Origin of the sequence: Blautia sp. MCC283 (genome assembly GCF_018785565.1) — a bacterium.
Lineage (GTDB): Bacteria > Bacillota > Clostridia > Lachnospirales > Lachnospiraceae > Blautia_A.
In genome coordinates, this window is sequence record NZ_WQQB01000045.1 from 1 (window position 1) to 17197 (window position 17197).

At 46.7% G+C, this 17197-nt stretch carries 15 protein-coding genes and 1 riboswitch; of the genes, 3 read left to right on the forward strand and 12 right to left on the reverse strand.

All coding sequences use genetic code 11. The features are described from left to right. Positions 1 to 228: 228 nt before the first annotated feature. From GPK81_RS12680 to pckA, 8 genes are all read right to left on the reverse strand, one after another. The gene (locus GPK81_RS12680) at positions 229 to 708 is read right to left on the reverse strand and encodes a metallophosphoesterase family protein (RefSeq protein ID WP_021976243.1); all 480 of its coding nucleotides are present in this window, start codon (positions 706 to 708) and stop codon (positions 229 to 231) included. Then, complete coding sequence (locus GPK81_RS12685; protein ID WP_021976242.1) at positions 705 to 1289, reverse strand: XTP/dITP diphosphatase; 585 nt, start codon at positions 1287 to 1289, stop codon at positions 705 to 707. The genes GPK81_RS12680 and GPK81_RS12685 overlap by 4 nt, the downstream gene beginning before the upstream one ends. Then, positions 1286 to 2443: a THUMP domain-containing class I SAM-dependent RNA methyltransferase gene (locus GPK81_RS12690; RefSeq protein WP_021976241.1), complete on the reverse strand. Its 1158-nt coding sequence runs from the start codon at positions 2441 to 2443 to the stop codon at positions 1286 to 1288. Before GPK81_RS12690 ends, GPK81_RS12685 begins: the two co-directional genes overlap by 4 nt. Beyond that, positions 2440 to 2982, reverse strand: a complete 543-nt coding sequence (gene yfcE / locus GPK81_RS12695) for a phosphodiesterase (RefSeq protein WP_021976240.1) — start codon at positions 2980 to 2982, stop codon at positions 2440 to 2442. Before yfcE ends, GPK81_RS12690 begins: the two co-directional genes overlap by 4 nt. A 194-nt stretch (positions 2983 to 3176) precedes the next feature. Beyond that, positions 3177 to 3509, reverse strand: coding sequence for a rhodanese-like domain-containing protein (locus tag GPK81_RS12700; protein ID WP_118062721.1), 333 nt, complete (start codon positions 3507 to 3509; stop codon positions 3177 to 3179). Between the two features lie 233 nt (positions 3510 to 3742). Beyond that, positions 3743 to 3958, reverse strand: a complete 216-nt coding sequence (locus tag GPK81_RS12705) for a hypothetical protein (protein WP_021976238.1) — start codon at positions 3956 to 3958, stop codon at positions 3743 to 3745. A 309-nt stretch (positions 3959 to 4267) separates the two neighbouring features. Next, positions 4268 to 5197, reverse strand: a complete 930-nt coding sequence (locus tag GPK81_RS12710; protein ID WP_021976237.1) for a cation diffusion facilitator family transporter — start codon at positions 5195 to 5197, stop codon at positions 4268 to 4270. 204 nt (positions 5198 to 5401) lie between these two features. Further along, positions 5402 to 5589, reverse strand: a riboswitch (NiCo riboswitch). 231 nt (positions 5590 to 5820) lie between these two features. Continuing rightward, entirely contained in the window at positions 5821 to 7425 is a 1605-nt protein-coding gene (gene pckA / locus GPK81_RS12715; RefSeq protein ID WP_148448674.1) for a phosphoenolpyruvate carboxykinase (ATP), read from the reverse strand. Positions 7426 to 7776: 351 nt separating this feature from the next. On the opposite strand from pckA, the gene GPK81_RS12720 reads away from it, so the two are divergent. Further along, positions 7777 to 9075, forward strand: a complete 1299-nt coding sequence (locus GPK81_RS12720; RefSeq protein ID WP_173722816.1) for a threonine/serine ThrE exporter family protein — start codon at positions 7777 to 7779, stop codon at positions 9073 to 9075. 95 nt (positions 9076 to 9170) lie between these two features. Here the strand turns inward: GPK81_RS12720 and GPK81_RS12725 are convergent, their stop codons facing one another. After that, a complete protein-coding gene (locus tag GPK81_RS12725; protein ID WP_173739789.1) occupies positions 9171 to 9926 on the reverse strand; it encodes a DUF4866 domain-containing protein in 756 nt (251 codons plus the stop codon). Positions 9927 to 9941: 15 nt separating this feature from the next. Continuing rightward, positions 9942 to 10589, reverse strand: a complete 648-nt coding sequence (locus tag GPK81_RS12730; protein ID WP_118070799.1) for a YoaK family protein — start codon at positions 10587 to 10589, stop codon at positions 9942 to 9944. Between the two features lie 166 nt (positions 10590 to 10755). Between GPK81_RS12730 and GPK81_RS12735 the strand changes: the two genes are divergently transcribed. Next, a complete protein-coding gene (locus tag GPK81_RS12735) occupies positions 10756 to 11634 on the forward strand; it encodes a LysR family transcriptional regulator (RefSeq protein WP_173736840.1) in 879 nt (292 codons plus the stop codon). Positions 11635 to 11725: 91 nt separating this feature from the next. Here the strand turns inward: GPK81_RS12735 and GPK81_RS12740 are convergent, their stop codons facing one another. After that, positions 11726 to 12553, reverse strand: a complete 828-nt coding sequence (locus GPK81_RS12740; protein ID WP_148448678.1) for a PRD domain-containing protein — start codon at positions 12551 to 12553, stop codon at positions 11726 to 11728. A gap of 239 nt (positions 12554 to 12792) precedes the next feature. Then, positions 12793 to 15093, reverse strand: a complete 2301-nt coding sequence (locus GPK81_RS12745; RefSeq protein ID WP_215707168.1) for a PTS transporter subunit IIABC — start codon at positions 15091 to 15093, stop codon at positions 12793 to 12795. Positions 15094 to 15410: 317 nt separating this feature from the next. Between GPK81_RS12745 and GPK81_RS12750 the strand changes: the two genes are divergently transcribed. Then, the gene (locus tag GPK81_RS12750; RefSeq protein WP_215707169.1) at positions 15411 to 17132 is read left to right on the forward strand and encodes an ABC transporter ATP-binding protein; all 1722 of its coding nucleotides are present in this window, start codon (positions 15411 to 15413) and stop codon (positions 17130 to 17132) included. Positions 17133 to 17197 lie beyond the last annotated feature (65 nt).

A 17197-nucleotide genomic window follows, 5' to 3' on the forward strand; every position in this document is an offset into this window, starting at 1 on the left:
ATAACACAACCGTGGGACACACGGGGATAGCTCGCTTATGCTTAGCACAGTAGTGCTATCGAACGAGAACCAAACTTGCCTGATCTTATATAAAATGATATAGTTTCTATATTTACTCCAATAATTTTAGTTCATATGACGCCTGTAAATATTGTACAGGCGTCTTTTTGTTTGTCGCAGAGTATACAACTCTGCGGCATTTCTTTTTTTCTATATAATACTTCTTATTTATAAGTACCGGATCTCCACATCCATCCCGCCGTTTCCGTCCGTTTCCAGAACTGCATAGCTGGGTCTTCTGCCCCGTTGCCTTGGGAAGGCCAGACTTCCGGGGTTTACAAGAAGAATTCCGTCTTCTTTTTCCAGGACCGGCACGTGAATGTGTCCGAAAAATGCCGCATTGCAGCCACGCTGTTTTGCAGCATCTGCCAGCTGGTCAAAAGCCATGGACACGCCATAATAGTGACCATGTGTCACCAGTACCTTATTTCCTTCAATGTCGATCACATCTTCTCTTGGAAGATCGGAGAAAAAATCATTATTTCCGGATACAATGCTGCAGGGACAGTCTGCGAGGGCTTCGATATAAAATTCTCTGCCTTCCACGTCTCCACAATGCACCAGCATGTCAAAAGGAGCTTCCCGGTTTACTGCGATCTCCAGGTTTTCATCTCTTCCGTGGGTATCGCTCACGATCAGCACCTTCATACAAGTTCTTCCTTTATAAGGCGAAGGGCTTTTCCGCGATGGCTGATCCTGTTTTTTTCTTCCATGGAAAGTTCTGCGGAAGTGCAGCCATATTCCGGAAGATAAAAGATCGGGTCATAGCCAAAACCGTTCTCGCCTTTTTCCTCGTATCCAATGCGCCCCTCCATGGTGGCACGGACCGTCTCTCTTCTGCCATCCGGGAAAGCCGCCGCAATGGCACAGACAAAACGTGCGGTACGTTTCTCATCCGGTACACCTTCCAGACGTTCGATCAGGTTCGCGTTTTTGATGTGGTAGGAAGTGTCCTCTCCCATGTAACGTGCGGAATAGATTCCCGGCTCTTTATTCAGATAGTCGATCTCAAGGCCGGAATCATCTGCCAGAACGATCTCACCGGTCATTTTGCAGATGGCCTCAGCTTTGATCATGGCATTTTCTTCGAAGCTTTTTCCATTTTCGTCGATATCCGCATGGATTCCGGCATCTTTCAGGGAAAGGATCTCAAGCTGGGGATCCGCAAGTATCCTTCGGATCTCCTTCATTTTCCCCTCGTTTCCAGTGGCAAAAATGATCTTTTTCATTCTTTTATACTTCCTTTCTTCGGCGGACGTGGTCCAAGGAACTGGTAATAGTAGGTTTTCATCATTCCGTTATAGATCTTACGGTTCTTGTCTGCTTTTCGGCCGATATCATTCTCTGCCTTGTCATAGGCGGTGATAAGATACATGGACCAGCGATCCAGGCGCTTATAGCTCTCGCCGATCTCACGGTACAGTGCCGGAAGATTCTCTTTTTCCTCGATTCGCTCACCATAGGGCGGATTGGTCACAATAAAACCAAACGGTTTGGAGTGGCGGAGTTCGCTGACCGGTCTCTGCTGAAAATGGATCAGTTTGTCCACTCCTGCCATCTTTGCATTGGCCCGTGCTGCCTTGATAGCTGCCGCATCGATGTCAAAGCCCTGGATATCCGTCTCAATATCAAGATTTACCCGCTCTCTGGCTTCTTCTCTTGCATCTTCCCAGCATTCCTTCGGGATGAGATGTTCCCAGCTCTCAGCCAGGAAGTGGCGGTTCATTCCAGGTGCCATATCCGCTGCCATCATTGCCGCCTCAATGGGAAAGGTACCACTTCCGCAGAAAGGATCCACGAGAATACGGTCTTTTTTCCACGGGGTCAGCATCAGAAGTGCGCTGGCAAGTGTCTCTGTGATGGGTGCTTTCACGGTCATCTGGCGGTATCCTCTCTTATGAAGAGATACGCCGGAAGTATCGATCCCGATCAGGGCCACATCTTTCATAAATGCCACACGGATTGGGAATTCCGGACCGTCTTCCGGGAACCAGGAAATTCCGTAGATGCCTTTGAGACGTTCTACGATGGCTTTTTTCATGATGGACTGGATATCGGATGGGCTGAAAAGTTTACTCTTGATGGAGTTTGCCTTGGCTACCCAGAATTTACCGTTCTTCGGTATGTAATTCTCCCATGGGAGAGCCTTGGTCTTCTCAAAAAGTTCGTCGAATGTCTCGGCTTTTACTTCGCCTACTTTCAGAAGGACGCGTTCTGTGGTGCGGAGGAACAGATTGGCGTCTGCCACACCCTGGGCGTCTGCCTCAAAAGTTACTCTTCCGTCTTCCACTTTGGTCACTTCATAACCAAGGTCCAGTATTTCACGTTTCAGTACCGCCTCTGTTCCGAAATGGCAGGGCGCTGTTAATTCCCACAGATTCATAAAGTGATCTCCCGTACTGTATTTCCTTCAAAGTCTTTGATTGTAAAAATTCCGTTCTCAAGGATTGCGTAGGTTGGCGGGTTGCCTTCCTTTGGAATGGATACGGAACCTGGGTTCAGAAGGATATAATTTCCCATGTTTTCTGCTTTCAGCACATGTGTATGGCCGTGGATCAGGATGTCGCCGTCCATCATTGGCGGAAGGTTATCTTTGTTGTAGATGTGACCGTGTGTGGCGTACAGAGTTTTTCCATCGATGGCGAGAATGCAGTAGTCTGCCATCACCGGGAAGTCAAGGACCATCTGGTCTACCTCTGCCTCACAGTTTCCGCGTACTGCGTAGATCTGATTTTTTCTTTCATTTAAAAGGCGGATGACTTCCTTCGGTGCGTATTCCTTCGGAAGGTCATTTCTCGGACCGTGATAAAGCAGATCTCCCAGAAGTACCAGTCTCTCCGCCTTCTCTTCGTCATATGCTTCCAGCATTTTCCGGCAGTAGTATGCCGAACCATGTACATCGGACGCGAACATATATTTCATAATCTTTTCTCCTTGTGGTTTGTGTCATTTTTATTCCTGTTCTTTACATTATCATGATTTCCTTTAAAATACAAGCACAAGCCATTGCCAGTCATGCATTCGTAATCCCCTTCGATGCTGGTCACGGAACGAACAGTGATTCCGTTTCGATGCCGCCCTGCGATTTCCCGTTTCCTCTGATCTATTACTCTGTTTTATCCGCTTACAAGATTCCGGCCTCTGTAGGCTGCAAATCCGCCGATCACAGACCGGGTGCGGCAGCCCGCTCTTGCCAGGCTCCGGGCGGCCTGCATGCTGGCACCACCGCGGTCACAGTATAGTATCAGGATCTTATCTTTTGGAAACTGGTACCTCTGATCCTGTTTTTTCTCAAGATATTCTTCCAGCTCATGGTATGGAATGTTTACTGCGTTCCGGACATGTCCCTTTTTGTAGGAGACCGGATCCCGGAGATCTATGATAACGGCGTCACTGCGCTCCACATAATAATCCAGCATTTTGGCAGAGATAGTTTCGATCTGAAACATGGAAAAATCTCTCCTCTTTTTGCTATATTATATGGAAGCTTCTGTAGGAATGTTCCCTTATATGTATGGAAGCGGGAGAAAGCCAGCTCTGACTTTTTCCCGCTTTTTTTCCGATTTTTTCTGTATGATCCGGCCAACTGACTGATGGATCCTGTACCGCATAAAAATGGTGCTTCTGCTTATTGCGTATTGATCCTCTGCCTAGTATCTTCCGGATCACTTACCCTGAATATCTAGTATCTGTCGGACTCTCTGTCTTTCTCTGAATCGTACTCGTCGGATGTTTTGTTTCCGTAACTGTTGCCGTAGCTGTTTTTGGAACTGTTTTTAGAAGAATTTCTGGAGCTGTTTCTGGAACTGTTTTTTCCGCAGTTTCTGGAATCACTTTCCCCGTAATTTTTTCCCGCATAATTGGACTCATTTCTGTCTGTTTCGTAATTTTTCGCCATTTGAATTACCTCCTGATGAAGTTGATTTTTGCGGCTTTCTGAAGCTTTCTGCCGCTTTTTATTACAGGAAATAGTATCCCAAAAAGTTTGGAGATTATTCGCCAAAATGATATTGCTTTTTTTTCCAGTTTATATTATAATCATTCTTGTAAAAAGAATTTACCCTTCAAAAATTTTTTTTACATAACCCCTTATTTAATTATTTATACTCCCCTCGAAACACCCGGTAGCTCCCCTACCGGGTGTTTCTCTATGCAAAGAACAGGCCGCCGGAACGACCTTATCATTGTCGTTCCGGCGGCCTGTTTTTTATCCATTGATGGGGTTCACATGCACCATGCAGTGCTTTACGTCTTTGAATTTATCTTCGATGGTATGATGCACATTTTCCGCAATATCATGTGCATCGTTGAGGGATATTTCTCCTGCCGCCGCGATCTCGATATCCACATACATTTTGGATCCGAAAAGGCGGGTTCGAAGAAGATCCACTCTTCTGACGCCCGGCACCTTGAGGATCTCACGGCGCATCGATTCTTCGGTTTTTGCATCACAGGAGTGATCTACCATCTTGTCAATAGCATCCCTGAAAATATCGATCGCAGCTTTGGCGATCATAAAGCAGATCACGATACTGGCAACAGGATCCAGGATGGGGTATCCCAGTCTTGCTCCGAAGATACCCACAAAGGCTCCGATAGAGGAAAGTGCATCAGAGCGGTGATGCCATGCATCTGCCATCAGTGCTCCGGAATTGATCTTCTTCGCAGCACCTCTTGTGTACCAGAACATCCACTCTTTTGTCACGATGGATACCACTGCCGCGATCAGCGCAAGGGTTCCAGGGATGGCGATCGTTCCGCCGGATGTACTTTTTACAATATCACGGACACCGGTAATGCCGATGCCAAGACCTGTTACAAGCAGCATCCCCGCAAGAACAATGGAAGAAACGCACTCCATTCTCTCATGTCCGTACTGATGCTCCTTGTCCGATTTTTTTGCAGAAAGACGGACACCGATGATAACAATAAAAGTACTTCCCACATCGGATGCAGAATGGATCGCATCAGAAATCATCGCTCCGGAATGCGCCGCAATACCGGCGATAAGTTTAAATATGGATAACAGCAGATTTACCAGGATACTGATCCCGGACACCTTCATCGCCGTCTGCTGTTCCCATGAGCTTTCTTTATCTGTGTCGTGTATAATCGTTTCGTTTTTTGTGTGTTCCATAAACAGGACCTCCTTTTGATTAGCATATGATTCTGGTCTTTCTTATGGCACAACATTTTCCGTGAAAAAACCGGCGGTTCTTTCACTACTCGCTGAACTGCGATTTCCGCCGGTGTTCTTTCTTATCTACATAGGGATCTCCCAGTTTCTACCTTCTGTTCCATCCATATTTTTGCAGTAAAAAAGACATACCTGCGAAACATACACTGTCCCGCAGATATGTCTGAAAGTAAAGCGGATACTCATCTTCCGCTTCACTACATATTCATGAATGCAATTGTTTCACAATTTGCGTTCAAATCCATATCCGCTGCCGCTTCCTGCGGCCCGGCCCCACGCCCTCAGATAAATACTCTGTTTCTGAATGGCGTCGCCTGCTCAGTTTGTACTGTTGATCTCGCATCCTGTTCGAATGTAATGCAGTGCAAAGAGAATTTTTACAGTCTTGCGGGTCTTCCGCTTGACTTCCCAGAAAGGATACACCTTGCACCATCTGTTAGTCAAGCCAAAGATTTTTTATATTTTATAGTAGGATTTTAAGGTATTACAGATATTATAAAACCGGGAGCGGATAAATCCACTCCCGGTCAAATCTACGATCTGTATTCAGTTGGAATGATCGATTATGCCTGCGGGCCAGCAGCAACGAGTGCTTTACCAGCAGCATTTCCTTCATATTTAACAAAGTTCTTAACGAATCTTGCAGCAAGATCTTTAGCCTTTGTCTCCCACTCTGCAGCGTCTGCATATGTGTCACGTGGGTCAAGGATTGCAGGATCTACGCCTGGAAGCTCTGTCGGAACCTCGAAGTTGAAGAATGGGATCTTCTTTGTCGGAGCTTTAAGAATAGATCCGTCAAGGATAGCATCGATGATACCACGAGTATCTTTGATGGAGATACGTTTTCCAGTTCCGTTCCATCCTGTGTTAACGAGGTATGCTTTCGCACCGCTCTTCTCCATTTTCTTAACGAGCTCCTCAGCATATTTTGTCGGGTGAAGCTCAAGGAATGCCTGTCCGAAGCAAGCGGAGAATGTAGGAGTAGGCTCTGTGATTCCACGCTCTGTACCAGCAAGTTTAGCTGTGAATCCGGAAAGGAAGTAGTACTGTGTCTGCTCCGGTGTCAGGATAGATACTGGAGGAAGTACGCCGAATGCATCTGCGGACAGGAAGATAACTTCTTTAGCTGCCGGTGCAGAAGATACCGGGCGAACGATGTTCTCGATGTGGTTGATCGGGTAGGAAACACGTGTGTTCTCTGTTACGCTCTTGTCAGCGAAGTCGATCTTTCCATCTTTATCAAGTGTTACATTCTCAAGAAGAGCGTTTCTCTTGATCGCATTGTAGATGTCCGGCTCAGACTCTTTGTCAAGGTTGATAACCTTAGCGTAGCATCCACCCTCGAAGTTGAATACTCCGTTGTCATCCCAGCCGTGCTCGTCATCACCGATCAGGAGACGCTTAGGATCTGTGGAAAGTGTTGTCTTACCTGTTCCGGAAAGACCGAAGAAGATTGCTGTGTTCTCTCCGTTAAGGTCTGTGTTTGCAGAGCAGTGCATGGAAGCGATGCCCTTAAGCGGCAGATAGTAGTTCATCATGGAGAACATACCTTTCTTCATCTCTCCGCCGTACCATGTATTTACGATAACCTGCTCACGGCTTGTAATGTTGAACATTACAGCTGTCTCGGAGTTAAGACCCAGCTCTTTGTAGTTCTCAACTTTAGCCTTGGATGCGTTGTAAACAACGAAATCTGGCTCAAAGTTCTCAAGCTCCTCAGCTGTTGGCTGAATGAACATGTTTGTTACGAAGTGTGCCTGCCAAGCAACCTCAACGATGAAACGGATAGCCATACGTGTATCTTTGTTAGCTCCGCAGAATGCATCTACTACGAAAAGTCTCTTGTTGGAAAGCTCTTTCTTAGCAAGATCTTTAACTGCAGCCCATGCTTCCTGAGTTGCCGGATGGTTATCGTTTTTGTACTCATCGGATGTCCACCAAACTGTGTCTTTGGAGTTCTCATCCATAACGATATATTTGTCTTTAGGGGAACGTCCTGTGTAGATACCTGTCATTACGTTGACAGCACCAAGCTCGCTGACCTGACCTTTCTCAAATCCCTCAAGCTCTGGTTTGGTCTCTTCCTCGAATAATGTCTCGTAAGAAGGATTGTACACGATCTCAGTTGTTCCGGTAATACCATACTTTGTTAAATCGATTTTTGCCATCTTAACATTTACCTCTCTTCTTTAATAGTAATTATGATAGCCACCTACTCTTGCAGGTTCTCGTCATCCTGCCATAGGAATTGGTCATTCCAACATCCCTATCCACAATTATACATAAATTGTACGTAAAAGCAACCAAAAAAATTCATTTTCCGCAAAAAAATGATAAATCTTTAACAGTGACGTTTTGGTACTGTCAGATTTTACTCCATCTATACTTGACTTTTTCAGAATAATGGCTACAATATATCTGATTATAGTTATTATATATATTTATAATAGCAACTATATGATTTTAATATATAGAAAGAAGTGATTTCTGTGTCAGATATTCCGGTTAAACGTAATCATATGAAAATCCCCTGGCACAACTACGTAAGCGCCAGGAACAGCCAGCCCATCACCGAGGCTTCTCTTTCCGAAAAAGCTTCCCTGATCGGCCGTACAGGCATGATGCTTCTCTCCTGTGGGACCGGTGCCTGGCGGGTACGGAGTTCCATGAATACATTGTCAGAAGCACTTGGCATCACCTGCTCCGCAGATATCGGACTGATGTCTATAAGCTACACCTGCTTTGACGGTGAGAGCAGTTTTTCCCATGCACTTAGTCTGACTACCACCGGCGTAAATACTTCCAGACTGAACAGGCTGGAACATTTTGTCAGTGATTTTCCTGCGGAGGGTATCCATATGAGCGGTGAAGCACTGCACAGTCAGTTAGATGAGATCGAGCGGATCCACGGGCTTTATTCCCCTGCCGCCCTGGGACTGGCTTCTGCACTGGCCTGTGGTGCATTTACTTTTCTTCTGGGCGGTGGCCCGCTGGAAATGATCCTGGCTTTTGCAGGCGCAGGCATCGGAAACGCCATCCGCTGCAAGCTTGGCAAGCATCATTTTACTCTGTTTATGTGCATTGCAGTTTCTGTTTCCTCAGCCTGTCTTGTATATGCAGGCTTCCTGAAGCTGGCAGAGCTTCTGTTCCACATTTCCGTCCAGCATGAGGCCGGATACATCTGTTCCATGCTGTTTATCATTCCGGGCTTTCCGTTTATCACAAGCGGGATCGACCTTGCCAAGCTGGATATGCGTTCCGGTCTGGAACGACTGGCCTACGCCATTATTGTTGTAATGGTGGCTGCTGTCTCTGCCTGGCTGATGGCACTGCTTCTTCATCTGAAGCCTGTAGATTTCCTGCCTCTGGAGCTTTCGGCAGCTCAGAGGATACTGTTCCGGCTTCTGGCAAGCTTCTGCGGGGTATTCGGCTTTTCGGTCATGTTCAACAGCCCTGTCCGTCTAGCCGCAGCTGCCGCCTTCATCGGCGCACTGTCCAACACTTTGCGTCTGGAGCTTGTTGATCTTGCCGGTTTCCCACCTGCTGCCGCGGCTTTTTTCGGAGCACTGACAGCCGGACTTCTGGCCTCCCTCATCAAAACCAAAGTGGGATATCCCAGGATTTCCATTACCGTACCATCCATTGTGATCATGGTTCCCGGACTTTATCTCTACCGGGCGATCTACAATCTGGGGATCATGTCCCTGAATGTTTCCGCCTCCTGGTTTGCAGCTGCGATCCTGATCATCGTTGCTCTTCCCCTGGGCCTTATTTTCGCCAGGATCCTTACGGACAAAATGTTCCGCTACTGCACCTGATGGGCATACAAAAAGGACTGCTTTCTGTAGCTTCCGGTCATCAGCTATCCTTCTGATAACCGGAGCAATACAAAAGCAGTCCTTTTTTGTACACTCTATTTCATTACGATCTCATCAGCGATCCCGATCATTTTTTCCAGGCGGTCCGCAAATTTATGGATGGGTAGAAAAACTCCCAGTCCGTCATAACGTTTGCCACCATCCTCCACAGAATCCTGCCCATAATACACAAAAGCTCTTGGAAGCTTCTTCTGAATTGCCATCATGATATCCCATACAGCCGCATAGGCCTGTGCCTCCGTTTCCTTTTCCCTTACGCTGTCCGGAAGCTCATACACCAGCAGCACACCGATATGTTCGCCCATTTTGTACTCTTCTACTTCCATGGTATCTTCATCATAGGCATGGCGCTTCCGGTAGCCATACGCCAGATACATCTTTACGCCCTGCTTCTCCCTGTATATCCTGCGGAACCGGTCGTAATCCCTGTCACTTACATGAATTCCCTTTTCCCGCAGAAAATTTCCTTTTTCATCTGTGAGAAACACCGGATTCTCCTGTCCATCTGCATTGAACCTGAACGGTGCCAGAAAAGAATTTCGCAGAAGATCAAACATACTGTTCTGGCAGATTGCCATAAGGAGAGCTGTCAGATCACGGTTTTTATATGCGTCCAGCAATGCATAGGCGAATTTTTCCGGAGGAAGATATCCGCATTCTATGTCTGTATCCGCATCCATGGATTCATAGAAGGTCTCCGTCAGCCGTCTGCACGCCTCCGGATCCTTCAGGATCTTTTCAAATAAAAGCTCCGCCTTTTCCTCTCTTGGGAATAATGTGCTGTTTTCCACAATTCCTCACCCTTTCTAATCTCTATGTTTACTGGAAAACATCAGAATAAAGCTGATCAGAAGCAAAACATCCGATACCCAGATTGCCGGGATCCCCAGCCTCATGGACAGATTTCCTCCGCCACCGGCTCCAATGGCAAAAAAGAAAATTATTCCGAAATAATAAAGAGCCTGCTTCAGCTGTTCCGGACGTTTTTCACGACAATACACGGACAACGCCGCCGTGCCGCTTCGTAAATTTCCGATGCACATAGTGCTTGCATAGGAATAACCGCCCACCTTCCGGAAGGTCTGTACCTGCATGGCGCAGGAAAAGGATACCAGTACGGTTGCCAGCATATCCAATTCTCCCGGCATAAATCCCACCGCAAAAAGGATCAGGATCTCGATCAGCAGGATCATCTGCCTCCAGTGAAGTTTTTTTGCATATTTAAAGGTATTCTGGATTCGCTCCGCCGCTACAACACCAATGGCAAAGGCTAAAACAGGGAACAGGTACCTTAAACCGTCTCCCCACTGTCCTGTCATAAAATTCTGGCTCATCAGCACCACGTTGCCGGTCTGGGCGTTGGAAAACACCTCATCTCTTGTAAAATATGTGTAGGCATCCTGAAATCCGCCGGACATTGCCAGAAATATACTTGTAATAAAAGCTTCTGACATCTGCCTGTCTGCGCTCTGCAGCTTTCTGCCTCCTGAAACCACTCCAAATCACTCCCGTCATTGATTTTTTTCCTCGGGTGTATTATAGTTTGCTCAGAAGCAAATGTAAAAAGTATTATTAATATCGTAAACATATTAAAATCATATCACAGGATGGAGACTATACATGATTACTTACGACTACTACCGCATCTTTTATTATGTAGCCCAGTATAAAAGTTTTACCAAGGCAGCACGGGCTCTTCATAACAACCAGCCAAATATCACCCGCTGTATGAACAACCTGGAGCAGGAACTGAAATGTACTCTTTTTCTCCGCTCCAACAAAGGAATCGCTCTTACACCGGAAGGCCGCCAGCTCTACGAACACGTTGCCCTGGCTTTTGAACAGCTGAGTATTGGGGAAGAGGAGATACGACAGAACGGGGAGCTGGAGCATGGCCTGGTTTCCATCGGTGCCAGTGAAAATGCCCTGCGTCTGATCCTTCTGGAAAAGCTGGAGCTGTTCCGTGAACAATATCCTCATGTGCGCCTGCGCCTTTTCAACCATTCTACTCCCCAGGCTGTACAGGCACTGAAAAATTATGCGGTGGATTTCGCCATTGTCACTACTCCGATCTCCATCCGCAAGCCTTTACAGAAAAAAAGCCTCCTGCGTTACCGGGAGATTCTTGTATGCGGAAGCAAATATAAGGATCTGACCACTGCTCCTATCAGCATCCATGAACTTCAGGATCTGCCTTTTGTAGGTCTTGCGGAGGGGACCAGCACCAGAGAAATGTATATGAATTACTTTATGGAAAACCGTGTCTCTTTTCATCCGGACATTGAGGCAGCAACTACAGACCAGGTTCTTCCCATGATTGTCCACAATCTGGGAATCGGTTTTTATCCGGAACCACTTGCTCAGGAAGTGATCGATGACGGGAAGGTTTTTGCCCTTCAGCTTAAGGAGCCACTTCCCCAGCGAGAAGTCTGCCTGGTCACAAACAGCAGTACTACCATGAGTACTGCTGTCAAAAAAGCCATTGAATTTATTGTGTAAATATCTGTACCGGATCAGTTATCCGCCTTCCCCATTGCTGTATGACCATGAACGCGATTGACCAGTAATCAGCAATTTGCATTTTTTGCATTTATTGCTCCACCGTACGCTCGATATGCATGGCAAGATATCCGATCTCGATGGGATCCAGCTTTTTGCCAAGACTTTTCCCCAAGCTCTCGCAGACATCTTCTGCGATCCTGTAGGATTCCGGATATTTTTCTTCTATATAATCATTCATATCCAGTTTCAGTGTCTCCCCTGTGGAGACACGGGCTACCATATATTTGATGTGATTCATCATACGATTGTAGGACAGAGAGATGACATCAATCTTTTTTCCTGTAGCCATCTCGATCATGGCGATGCATTCCCGGACCGTTCTTGCTGTCTGCATGGCAACGGACACCTTCTCATCTCCAAGTGCAGAGTGAATGTGGAGAGCCACATATCCCACCTCGTGATCATCGATCTCAATATCCATCCGCTCTTTCAGGATCTTCTTCAGAACTTCCGCCACCTTGAATTCGCTGTAAAAAAGCACCTTGATGTCGTCCGTCAGGGGATTGCTGATCTGCTCATGGTCCCGGATACGCCCCACTGCAAAAGAAATGTGGTCTGCAAGCGGAAACAGGATTCCCTTATCTATGGTATCCCCGAAAGTTTTCTCCGCTTCTCTTAAGATCTCGTCTGCGATCTCAAGGAACTCCGGCGCCACACTTTTTGCCAGCTCTTTTGCCGAACCGCGTTCTGTCTCCTGAGCCAGTCTGTAAAGGGTGCAGCCGGAAGGCATCTCAAAACGCTGGCTGACCTTTTTTCCGAATCCCACACCTTTTCCCAGAAGCACATATTCCTGGTTTTCTTCCATATTTATGGCAATGACGCCGTTATTGTTCAATACCTTGCTCACTCTGTACATCTTTTTTCCCCACCATCTTTATATATCCTGCTGCTTTTCCACATTCTACCTTATTTTTTTCACCATCTGCCCCGGATATTCTGTCAGCATTTCTGTCTGCAGCTGTCGATTTTCTTTATCGTAACAGAATCTGTCTTTCGTGTAAAGCTCTTCTGATGACCACTGAACAGGAAAAACGCGCCCGGGCATTAGGCGCGCTTTCCATAAAATGATCATCTATATTATTGCTGAAAAATTTCTTATTCTTCCACAGTCTCCACTGCAAACAACGGCTCTCCTGCCTTGATCTCTCCGTTTGCCAGAAGGCGTACTCTCTGGTTGTCCTCGATCTCTGTGCAGAGGATCGGGGAACATAAGGACGGAGCATTTTCTGTGAGATACGGGATATCGATCTTCATCAGTGGTTCACCTTTTTTCACATGCTGTCCCTGCTCTACCAGGATCTCGAAACCTTTTCCTTCCAGTTTCACGGTGTCGATTCCGATATGGAGAAGCATCGGAAGATCTGTATCTGTCTGGAATCCGATAGCATGTTTTGTGTCAAAAATAAACTCTACCTCGCCGTCTTCCGGAGCACAGATCACCGGATCCTTCGGTGTGACTACGGCACCTTCTCCCATCATTCCTTCCGCAAAGCCTTCATCCGGCGCTGTGGAAAGATCTGCAGCGATACCGGTTACCGGGCTGTAGACGATGGCTGTTCTCAGAACTTTTTTCTCTGACTGAGCTGCGCTGGCTGTGGATGTCTGGCCTGCGTTCTGAGCAGTCTCGCCTGTGCTTCCTGCCTTCTGGCTGTCACCGGCTGCTGACTGCTGCATATTCTGATCATTTGCTGTACGTGCTGCAGACTGACTCTGATCTCCCGTGCTGTCTGCATCCGCATTCTCTGCACTTTCAAAATACTCATTTGGCACAGTCTCCAGATAATCCTCCAGTTTGGATTTGATCACGGTTACCTGTGGTCCGTAGATGATCTGGACACCCTGGCCTTTTTTCACGATTCCTCTGGAACCTGTGGTTTTCAGAATGTCGTCATTGACTCTTGCCGCATCGTGAACCGTGATACGAAGTCTTGTTGCACAGCAGTCCACATCGCTGATGTTTTTCTTTCCGCCAAGACCGGCTGTGATAGCTTCACTTACCGGATCTGCGGATGTGCTTCCTGCTGCTTCACCGGCTTTTCCGGCTTCTTTTCTCGCGTTTACATCTGCTTTTGTATAAAGCTTTGTTTCTGTGTCGTCATCCTCACGTCCCGGAGTCTTGAAGTTGAACTTTTTGATCAGGAAGGTGAAGATCACATAATAGAGAATAAAGTAAATGATACCTACCGGGATAATCCTGAGCCAGCTTGTCTTTGCATTTCCCTGAAGGATCCCGAACAGGAACAGATCAAGGAAACCGCCGGAAAAGGTAAGTCCTACTGCAATATTCAGCATATGCGCGATCATATAAGCCGCACCTGCAAGAACAACCTGTACTGCAAACAGTGCCGGGGCTACGAACAGGAAGGAGAACTCCAGTGGCTCTGTGATTCCTGTAAGCATACATGCAAGGGCTGCGGAAAGAAGAAGTCCGCCTGCCGCTTTTTTCTTCTCAGGCTTTGCACAGCGGTACATGGCAAGTGCTGCTCCCGGAAGACCGAAGATCATGAAAATAAATTCTCCGGAGAAATATCTTGTTGCGTCTGCGCTGAAATGGACTACATGTGCAGAATCCGCAAGCTGGGCGAAGAAAATATTCTGTCCGCCCTGTACCATCTGGCCTGCAACCTCCATGGTTCCGCCAACAGCTGTCTGCCAGAACGGCATATAAAATACGTGGTGAAGTCCGAACGGGATCAGCGCACGTTTGATAATACCAAAGATCAGGGTTCCGATATAACCGCTGCCTGTCACAAGGCCGCCCAGCGCATAAATACCGTTCTGGACTACCGGCCATATGAAATACATCAGAATTCCCACAAACATGTATACAATGGTAGAAATGATCGGCACGAATCTGGAACCGCCAAAGAAAGAAAGTGCATTGGGAAGCACGATCTTATGGAAGCGGTTATGCAAAGCTGCAACACCAAGGCCGACGATAATACCGCCGAACACACCCATCTGTAAGGACTGGATGCCGCAGACAGAGGTTACGGTACCTTCCAGAACGCTTTTTGCGATCTGTCCTTCTGCCGTGATCTTGCCATTTACTACCAGCATACCATTGATGGCTACGTTCATAACGAAGTAAGCGATCAGTGCGGAAAGAGCTGCTACCTCTTTCTCTTTTTTTGCCATACCGATGGCCACACCTACCGCAAAGATCAGTGGCAGGTTATCAAATACCGCACTTCCGACTTTGTTCATGATGATCAGGAGTGCATGTAAAATCGTTCCGTCTCCCAGGATCTTCTGAAGTCCGTAAGTTGCAATGGTGGTTTCATTTGTGAAGGAACTGCCGAATCCAAGAAGCAGGCCTGCCACAGGGAGGATTGCAATAGGGAGCATAAAGGAACGTCCCACACGCTGCAAAACTCCGAAAATCTTGTCTTTCATGTTTTCTCTCTCCTTTTCTTTCGACGTTTTGGAGCGGGAGTCTTTTAAGTGGGCAACAAAAAAAGACACCAACCCCCATAAACGTCAAATAATAACATCTATGACTGGTTAATGCCTGCTCATCAGTTACACACCAAATCTGAAATACACTATACGGTTTTTGCATTGATATGTCAAGGAGCAAATTGATTTTTCCATAAAAAGGAACCAGCTTGACTTTATTCTTTCTTATGTTAAGATAAATATAGACTGTCTGACAGCAATGTTTTCGACGCAGTCAGACCACACATTTCATAAAAAACGGAGGTACTTTTTCGATGAATACCATCAAGAAATTCATCCACTACTATGGCCCGTACAAAGCGGTCTTTTTTATTGACCTGATCTGTGCGGCCGTTATCAGTCTGGTGGATCTTGCCTATCCCCAGATCCTTCGTACGATGACAAAAACACTCTTTACACAGGATAAGGTTATGATTCTTCATGCCCTCCCTGTGATCGCAGTTTCTCTTTTTGTTATGTACATTGTGCAGAGTCTCTGCAAATATTATGTCACCTATCAGGGACATATGATGGGCGCAAACATGGAGCGTGATATGCGCCGGGAGCTTTTTGACCATTATCAGGAGCTTTCTTTTTCCTATTACAGCCGGAATAATTCCGGTCAGATGATGAGCAAACTGGTCAGTGACCTTTTTGATATTTCCGAGTTTGCACATCACGGACCTGAAAATCTTTTTATCTCCCTGGTAAAAATCGTCGGTGCTTTTATCTTCCTGTTCTTTATCAACAAGAAGCTGGCACTGCCGCTGATCATCCTGGTGATCGTGATGTTTGTTTTTTCTTTCCGCCAGAATGCAAAAATGCAGGAAACCTTCATGGAAAACCGGCGTAAGATCGGCGATGTGAATGCCAGTCTTCAGGATACACTTTCCGGAATCCGCGTGGTGCAGTCTTTTGCAAATGAGGACATTGAGCGGGAAAAATTTAAAAAGAGCAACGAAGCATTCCTTGTTTCCAAGCGTGATAATTACCACTGTATGGGTAGTTTCATGAGCTCCAACCTGTTTTTCCAGGGTATGATGTATCTGGTGACTCTGGTTTACGGCGGATATCTGATCGCCCAGGGCGAGATGCAGGCTGCGGATCTTGCCATGTATGCCCTGTATATCGGAATCTTCATCAGCCCGATCCAGATCCTGGTGGAACTTGTGGAAATGATGCAGAAAGGACTTTCCGGTTTCCGCCGTTTCCTGGATGTGATGGAAACGGAATCGGAGATCAAAGATGCCGATGATGCTGTGGAGCTTAAGGATGTGAAAGGGCATGTGCGTTATGATCATGTTTCTTTTCATTACAGCGATGATGAGACTCCTGTACTTTCCGATATTTCTATCGATATCCCGGCTGGAAGATCCATTGCCCTGGTGGGACCTTCCGGAAGCGGAAAAACCACGATCTGCTCTCTTCTGCCAAGATTTTATGATGTGACCGGCGGTTCCATTACTGTAGATGGAAAGGATATCCGTGGGCTGACTCTGAAAAGCCTTCGAAGCCAGATCGGTATGGTGCAGCAGGATGTTTATCTTTTTGATGGAACCATTAAAGATAATATTGCCTATGGAAAACCAGGTGCTACTGACGATGAGATCATCAAAGCCGCCAAATGTGCAAGCATCCATGATTTTATCATGGAGCTTCCCGATGGATACGACACTTATGTAGGAGAACGTGGTACCAGACTTTCCGGCGGACAGAAGCAGAGGATTTCCATTGCACGTGTGTTCCTTAAAAATCCTCCGATCCTGATCCTGGATGAAGCTACCAGTGCGCTGGATAACGAAAGCGAGCGGTGGATCCAGAAGAGCCTGGAGGAGCTTTCGAAAAACCGTACCACGATTACGATCGCTCACAGACTCTCTACTATTCGCGATGCGGATGAGATCATTGTGATCACGGAGGATGGTATCGCTGAAAGGGGTACTCATGCTGAGCTGCTCGCTCAGAATGGGGTGTATGCTGCATATTACAATATGTAGAAAGGTACGAGGGAGGCGCTTCGCTGTCCCACTGAAATTATTATGGGATAAAAATAAAAACTGCT

Coding starts and splice junctions, on each gene's coding strand:
- GPK81_RS12680 (WP_021976243.1), bottom strand. CDS start 708: ATGAAGGTGCTGATCGTGAGCGATACCCACGGAAGAGATGAAAACCTG.
- GPK81_RS12685 (WP_021976242.1), bottom strand. CDS start 1,289: ATGAAAAAGATCATTTTTGCCACTGGAAACGAGGGGAAAATGAAGGAG.
- GPK81_RS12690 (WP_021976241.1), bottom strand. CDS start 2,443: ATGAATCTGTGGGAATTAACAGCGCCCTGCCATTTCGGAACAGAGGCG.
- yfcE (WP_021976240.1), bottom strand. CDS start 2,982: ATGAAATATATGTTCGCGTCCGATGTACATGGTTCGGCATACTACTGC.
- GPK81_RS12700 (WP_118062721.1), bottom strand. CDS start 3,509: ATGTTTCAGATCGAAACTATCTCTGCCAAAATGCTGGATTATTATGTG.
- GPK81_RS12705 (WP_021976238.1), bottom strand. CDS start 3,958: ATGGCGAAAAATTACGAAACAGACAGAAATGAGTCCAATTATGCGGGA.
- GPK81_RS12710 (WP_021976237.1), bottom strand. CDS start 5,197: ATGGAACACACAAAAAACGAAACGATTATACACGACACAGATAAAGAA.
- pckA (WP_148448674.1), bottom strand. CDS start 7,425: ATGGCAAAAATCGATTTAACAAAGTATGGTATTACCGGAACAACTGAG.
- GPK81_RS12720 (WP_173722816.1), top strand. CDS start 7,777: ATGAAAATCCCCTGGCACAACTACGTAAGCGCCAGGAACAGCCAGCCC.
- GPK81_RS12730 (WP_118070799.1), bottom strand. CDS start 10,589: ATGTCAGAAGCTTTTATTACAAGTATATTTCTGGCAATGTCCGGCGGA.
- GPK81_RS12735 (WP_173736840.1), top strand. CDS start 10,756: ATGATTACTTACGACTACTACCGCATCTTTTATTATGTAGCCCAGTAT.
- GPK81_RS12740 (WP_148448678.1), bottom strand. CDS start 12,553: ATGTACAGAGTGAGCAAGGTATTGAACAATAACGGCGTCATTGCCATA.
- GPK81_RS12745 (WP_215707168.1), bottom strand. CDS start 15,093: ATGAAAGACAAGATTTTCGGAGTTTTGCAGCGTGTGGGACGTTCCTTT.
- GPK81_RS12750 (WP_215707169.1), top strand. CDS start 15,411: ATGAATACCATCAAGAAATTCATCCACTACTATGGCCCGTACAAAGCG.